The sequence below is a fragment of the Deltaproteobacteria bacterium genome (assembly GCA_003696105.1).
Lineage (GTDB): Bacteria > Myxococcota_A > Polyangia > Haliangiales > J016 > J016.
On record RFGE01000346.1, the window covers coordinates 1 to 5,895 of the forward strand.

Annotated in this window: 6 protein-coding genes; 2 read left to right on the forward strand and 4 right to left on the reverse strand. The window is 70.8% G+C overall.

Features of this window, described 5'->3' with window-relative positions:
• Positions 1 to 194: 194 nt before the first annotated feature.
• On the reverse strand, positions 195 to 950 hold the full coding sequence (locus tag D6689_21450; protein RMH37048.1) for a hypothetical protein: 756 nt from the start codon (positions 948 to 950) through the stop codon (positions 195 to 197).
• Between the two features lie 170 nt (positions 951 to 1,120).
• Between D6689_21450 and miaB the strand changes: the two genes are divergently transcribed.
• A complete protein-coding gene (miaB, locus tag D6689_21455) occupies positions 1,121 to 2,521 on the forward strand; it encodes a tRNA (N6-isopentenyl adenosine(37)-C2)-methylthiotransferase MiaB (GenBank protein RMH37049.1) in 1,401 nt (466 codons plus the stop codon).
• Positions 2,522 to 2,529: 8 nt separating this feature from the next.
• Here miaB and D6689_21460 read toward each other — a convergent pair whose 3' ends face one another.
• Together D6689_21460 and cyaY are read right to left on the reverse strand one after the other, a co-directional pair.
• Positions 2,530 to 2,895, reverse strand: coding sequence for a TerB family tellurite resistance protein (locus D6689_21460; GenBank protein RMH37050.1), 366 nt, complete (start codon positions 2,893 to 2,895; stop codon positions 2,530 to 2,532).
• Between the two features lie 121 nt (positions 2,896 to 3,016).
• A complete protein-coding gene (gene cyaY, locus D6689_21465; GenBank protein ID RMH37051.1) occupies positions 3,017 to 3,334 on the reverse strand; it encodes an iron donor protein CyaY in 318 nt (105 codons plus the stop codon).
• A gap of 50 nt (positions 3,335 to 3,384) precedes the next feature.
• Between cyaY and D6689_21470 the strand changes: the two genes are divergently transcribed.
• Complete coding sequence (locus tag D6689_21470) at positions 3,385 to 4,830, forward strand: serine/threonine protein kinase (GenBank protein RMH37052.1); 1,446 nt, start codon at positions 3,385 to 3,387, stop codon at positions 4,828 to 4,830.
• A gap of 14 nt (positions 4,831 to 4,844) precedes the next feature.
• On the opposite strand, the gene D6689_21475 is transcribed toward D6689_21470, so the two are convergent.
• Positions 4,845 to 5,894 carry a hypothetical protein gene (locus D6689_21475; protein RMH37053.1) on the reverse strand — a complete coding sequence of 350 codons (1,050 nt, stop codon included), beginning with the start codon at positions 5,892 to 5,894 and terminating at the stop codon, positions 4,845 to 4,847.
• Position 5,895: the final 1 nt, after the last annotated feature.

Here is a 5,895-nt window from a genome sequence, read left to right on the forward strand (position 1 = left end):
CGCGTACGGTCCTCGCGGCCCCCTCACGCCGCCGGCGGCGTTGGAGCTCCTCGAAAGGGGGCCCACCCTTACTTCGTCGCTCCGCCTTGCCGTCGACGCGATGTGGCTCGCGATCCTCCGTACGGGACACATGACTCCTCATTTAACCCGCGCCGCCGCCGCACTCGGTCGACTCCGCGTGCCGCGCCGGTTGCTCACTCGGGCCATACCGCGCGCCGGGCCGCGCCGCCCGCGTCGCCCAGTGCCGCTCGCGCCCGCTCCGCCCAGGTGGACTCGGGAGCGGCCCGCTGCGCGCGGTCGAAGTAATCGTTGGCGTAGTCCCGCTCGCCCTTGCGCTGCCATGCAACTCCGAGGTCGTAACAGCGCTCGGCCTCGAGCAGGGGCGGCGGTGCGCCTTCGGCGTCGTGCCACGCCGCTTCGAGTTCGCGGATCGCTTCGTCGACCCGCCCGATCGCGAGCAGCGCGATGCCGCGCGTGTGGCGAAACGCGGGCGCCGCGGGGCGCAGCTCGACGGCACGGTCGGCCGCCGCCAGCGCCGCCGCGGGGTCGCCGCCGGAGCGAGCGAGCGCGTACGCGCGATCGTTGAACCACGCGGCCCGCGCCGGTTCCGGCAACTCGTCCGGCCGAATCGCGGCAAGTCGGCGGAGCGCCGACGCGTAGCGCCCGCGCGCCAGGTCGCACGCGGCGAGCGACACGTCGGCCGACGCGCGAACGTCGGGGTCGAGCGCGAGCCGGCGCAGGACCGCGTAGTACAGCGCGGCGCGCGGCGCGTCGCCCCGGCGAAACGCCCGGTGCGCGGCGCGGGGCAATCCGATCGCCACGGCCGCGACCGCCGACAGCCCACCCAGCGCGGTCAGCGCGGCGGCCAGCCGGCCACCCGCGCGCGCGACCGCGACCGCGGCGAGGAGGGCGGCGGCGACCGCCGCCCGGCGCAACAGGCGTGTCCACACCGGCGCAGGATATGCTAAGACCGAGCGGTCACACACCGGCCGTCGTCGGGACGTGAACCTCACCGCGGTGACCGCGGCGCGCTCACGGCATCGCGGCGCCCCCGGGGCGTTGCCGTGCACCGCCCGGGTCTCCGGTGCACGTCTCGGACCGCGCCATTTTCGCCTGATCGATGTCACCGCCAACCGACAGCCCGCTCGTGCCGCTCCGCCGCCGCCCGACTGCGGCCGCCCCCGAGGCCGCAGCCGCGACCGGCCCGCGGATCTACATCGAGACCTACGGCTGCCAGATGAACGTGGCCGACACCGACTTGATCCGCGGCCTGCTCGGCGACGCGGGCTACCGGCCGGCGACCGACCCGGCGACCGCGGACGTCATCCTGATCAACACGTGTGCCGTCCGCGAACGCGCGGCCGATCGGGTGTTCGCACGCGCGCGCGAGCTGGCCGCCCACAAGCGCCGCCGCCGCCACGTCACGTTGGGCATCATCGGCTGCCTGGCCGAACACCTCAAGGAAGGCATCACCGAGCGCGCGCCCGACGTGGACCTGGTCGTCGGTCCGGACAGCTACCGGCGCCTCCCCGCGCTGCTCGCGGACGCCGGCGACGCCACCGATCCGCTCATCGACGTCCGCCTCGACCGGCGCGAGACGTATGAAGGGTTGTCGGGCGCCTCCGGTGGCGACGGCGTGTCCGGGTTCGTCACGATTCAGCGCGGGTGCGACAAGATGTGCACCTTTTGCGTCGTGCCGCTGGTGCGCGGCCGCGAACGCGGCGTGCCTCCGCGGGAGGTACTGCGCCAGGTGCGCGCGTTCGCCGACGCTGGCTACCGCGAGGTCGTCCTTCTCGGCCAGACCGTCAACTCGTACCGCTACGACGACGTATCGTTCGCCGACTTGCTGCGTGCGGTCGCCCGCGTTCCCGGCATCGAGCGCGTGCGGTTCACGTCGCCGTACCCTGTCGACTTCACCGACGACGTCATCGCCGCCATCGCGCAGGAGCCGACCGTCTGCAAACACGTCCACTTGCCGGTCCAGTCGGGCTCCGATCGGATCTTGGCGTCGATGCGGCGCAACTATACGGTCGCGACGTTCCGCCGCATCGTCGACGCGCTGCGCGCGGCGATCCCCGACATCGCGATCACCACGGACATCCTTACCGGCTACTGCGGTGAAACGGATGCCGACCACGCCGACACGTTGGCGCTGATGCGCGAGGTACGGTTCGACAGCGCGTTCATGTTCCTGTATTCGGAACGCGCGGGCACCTACGCGGCGCGCCGCCTTGCGGACGACGTGCCGCTCGAGGTCAAGAAGGCCCGCCTCCAGCAGATCATCGCGCTACAGGAGCAGATCTCGACCGAGCGGTTCGCCGCGCGTATCGGGCGGATCGAGCGCGTGTTGATCCACGGGCGGTCCAAACGGCGCCCGGATCAGCTCGTCGGCCGCACCGACGGGTTCAAGGCGGTCATCTTGCCCGCCGACGCCGGCCGACCGGGCGACTTCGTCGACGTGCTCATCGAGCGCGCCACGATGGCGACGCTGTTCGGCCGCGTCGTGCCGGCGCGCGCGTGACGAAGCGGTCAGCTCGGCAGCCGCTCGGCCGCCTCGATCGACGCAGCCGTCTCGACGTCCAGCGCGAGCCCGTCGCGCAACCGGTCCAAAAAGGTCCGCTCGTCCGGCGCGAACTCGCGGTCGACCATCGCCAGCCTCACCGCGGCGCGATAGATGCCTTCGCGGGCGGAGCGATCCAGCGTCGCAAGGCTCCCCGCGTCGAACGGCACCGGACCGTCCAGGTATGAGAGCGCGGCATCGCGATCGGCGTCGGGCATGTCGGCCATACCGATCAGCTTGCGCATCGCCTGCGCCTCCTGCACCGCCAGCCGCCCGTCGGCCCACGCGAGGCCGGCCCACACGCGGATCACCTCGAGAAACGGGTTGTCTGCCATGTTGTCTCCTCGCGGAACGGTCGGCCGGCCCGAGCCATCCGCGCGGTCCGACGGCGCGGGCGGAAATCGGTTGGCGCGGGCGTCGATCGGATCGCCGACAGTCGACCGGAGCGCGGCATGGCTAAAGCGGCACCTCGACGCCGACGCGCTCGGCGACCAGGCGGCGAATCGTGTCGCGCAGGTCGTCGCCGGCCGCCGTCCGCCACCGGCCGGTCGCGTCGTCGTAGTCGAACTTCCACGCGCTGGCCACCGCGGCCATCCAGATCTGCCGTGCCGCCCGGTGCGTGTTGATCACGACTTTGACGCCGTCGCGCAGTTCGAGCGTGAGCACGCCGTCGGAAGACGACACCTCGACATCATCCGGATCCACGTCCTCGAAGGCGTCCTCGATCGCCCGCAACTCCGCGCGCCCCAACTGGTCGAACCTGGTCTCGTCCATCGGATCGTCCGCTCTTATACTCCGGTTTTTTGTACTATAGAAGGCCTCTCGTGGCCGATACCTCCGACGACAAGGATGCGGTTCCCGAGACGCTCGTGCCGAGCCTCAAATTGAGCGTGCACGCGCTCGCCACCACGGGCGCGCGCGGCGTGAACCCGGCCGAGATCGCCGCGCGCGCGGCCGCGGCCGCCGCGTCGCCGACGACTCCAGCGCGTAAGCTGCGCGGTGCACGCGTCGGCGACGTGGTCGGCGACCGCTACGTCGTCGAGGGCACGCTCGGCCGCGGCGGCATGGGCCGCGTCCTGCGCGTGCGCCACCAGGCGTTGGGCAAGGCGTTCGCGCTCAAGCTCATCAAAGTCCCGATTGCCAACAGCCCGCGCATCCGCGAGATGTTTTACCGCGAGGCGCGACTGGCGTCGGCGCTTTCGCACTTGAATATCTGCTCGGTCGTCGATTTCGGCGAGGACGATGAGTTCGGCCTGTTCATGGTCATGGAACTGCTCGAGGGCAAGACGTTGTTCAAAAAGATCGAGCACGATGGCCGGCTCGCTCCACGCGTCGCGTGCGACGTGATCTGGCAGGTCGCCGACGCGCTTCGTTACATCCATGGCCGCGCGATCATTCACGGCGACATCAAGTCCGAGAATATGTTGCTCACGCGCGCGCCCGATCGGCGCCGCGTAGTCAAGTTGCTCGACTTCGGCCTCGCCCGCGCCGAGGCGGCATTGCGCGGCGCCGGCGGTCGCGTGGAGGGCACGCCCCACTACCTGGCACCGGAGCGCATCCACGGCGATCCGCCGTCGCAACAGAGCGACATCTACGCGCTCGGCATCCTGTTTTATGAGGTGTTGGTCGGCCGACTGCCGTTTACCGGCAGCGTCGAGGACATCTTCCGCGCACATCTCGACGAGCCGGTCCCCCGACCGTCGACCCAGATCGACGAACCGCTCGACGAGCGGGCAGACGAAATCGTGGCGCGCGCGACGGCCAAAGATCCCGCCGACCGTCATCCCGACGTTGCGAGCTTTCTGTACGAGCTGCGCACACTGATGAACATGCTCGGGATCGACACCGGCCGCCGCCGCCCGTCGCGCGAACCGCGCGCCACCGGACCAGCCCCGCTCAAGGACGAGCGTGCCGACGCCGCCGCGGTGGAGACGTTCGAATTCGCGCCGGTACCGCTAGCGTGTGTCACGCCCGAGGGCCGCGTGCGCGTCGCCAACCGCGCGTTTCTCGAGTTCCTCGGCGTCGCCGGGCAAGCCGGCGGCATCGACCTGTCGGACAGCGCGCTGTGTGACGTCTACCCGGCGTTCCTCGACGACTTGCGGCGCACGGCCACGCGCCGTACCCCCACCAAGCGCGTCATCTACCTGTCCGAGGGCGCGGACCGCGTCGTCGAGGTCGCGGTGATCATGACGTCCCCGTCGCCCAGCGAGGCGTCGGTCACGGGCGGCGAGGTCCACGTCGCGTTCCACCCGCTCGCCCGCACGCCGTAGCGCGCGGCCGCCCGTCAGAACGCGAACAGAAGCCCCACGGTGACGTCCACGTTCACCCCGAAGTTCGGGCGGACGCACAGATCCGTTCCGTCGTCCTGCGGCGCGCACGAAAACTCCGAGATCACCGGAATGCCGGCGAGCGCGTTGGCTTCGGCGACGAACTTCATCGGCCCCCCGAGACTCGCCGTGTAGGCGGCGCCGGCGCCGACCAGTAACGGCCCGATCGCAACCGTGTCGGTGTCTTCGGCCGGATTGGACGGATTGGCGAGCTTGACCGTGTTGCGCAACACACCGCCGCCGATCGATGCGCTGATGCCCAGACCGTCGCCGCTTTTCGCAAACGCGCGGCGGTAGCGCACGAGCGCGGCGGGTGCGCCGGTGGAGTGACCGGGGATGTTGGCGCCGACCGGAAATCCGACGCGGAAAGCGAGGGACAAGCTCGACCGCGCATCGAGCAGATAGCCGATCTCCGGCGCGACGTGAAACAGCGCCGGAGCAAAGCAACATCCGACGGACTGCTGGGTCGACTCGGTCTCGCCGGTGACGTAGCCGCCGCCGCTGCCCACCGCGAGATTGACGAAGAACCGCGCCCGCTTCGGGGCGACATCGACCGCCCCGGCCACATCGCCGTCGCGGTCGCTTTCGCGGTCTCCGTCGTCGTCGCGGCGGCTGCCGCCGGCCAACGGGTTTTCGTCGTCGTCGGCGAGCGCGCCGCCACCCGCCGCCGCCCCCGCGCGGATCTCGATGATGTTCGGCGACCCGGCGGACCCCCTGCTGGCAACGACCTTGCCATCGGTGTTGAGCGCCGCGACGTAGTAGTGCATGTACTCGCCGCGCAACTTGTCGCCGGGAATCGTCCCGGTGTAGCTGCACTCGCCGACCTTGGTCATCGGCACCTCGACGAAATCGCTCGCGCTCTCGGGCCGGTAGTACAGCACCACCCTCGCCGCTTTCACATCGGCCGCGACGTGCGCCGTGATCTGCCGGTCGACGCCGGCATCGGCCTCGTCGACGAGGTCGTGCTGCATGCCGGAGACGGATCCGCAGTCGACCGCCGGCCGCACG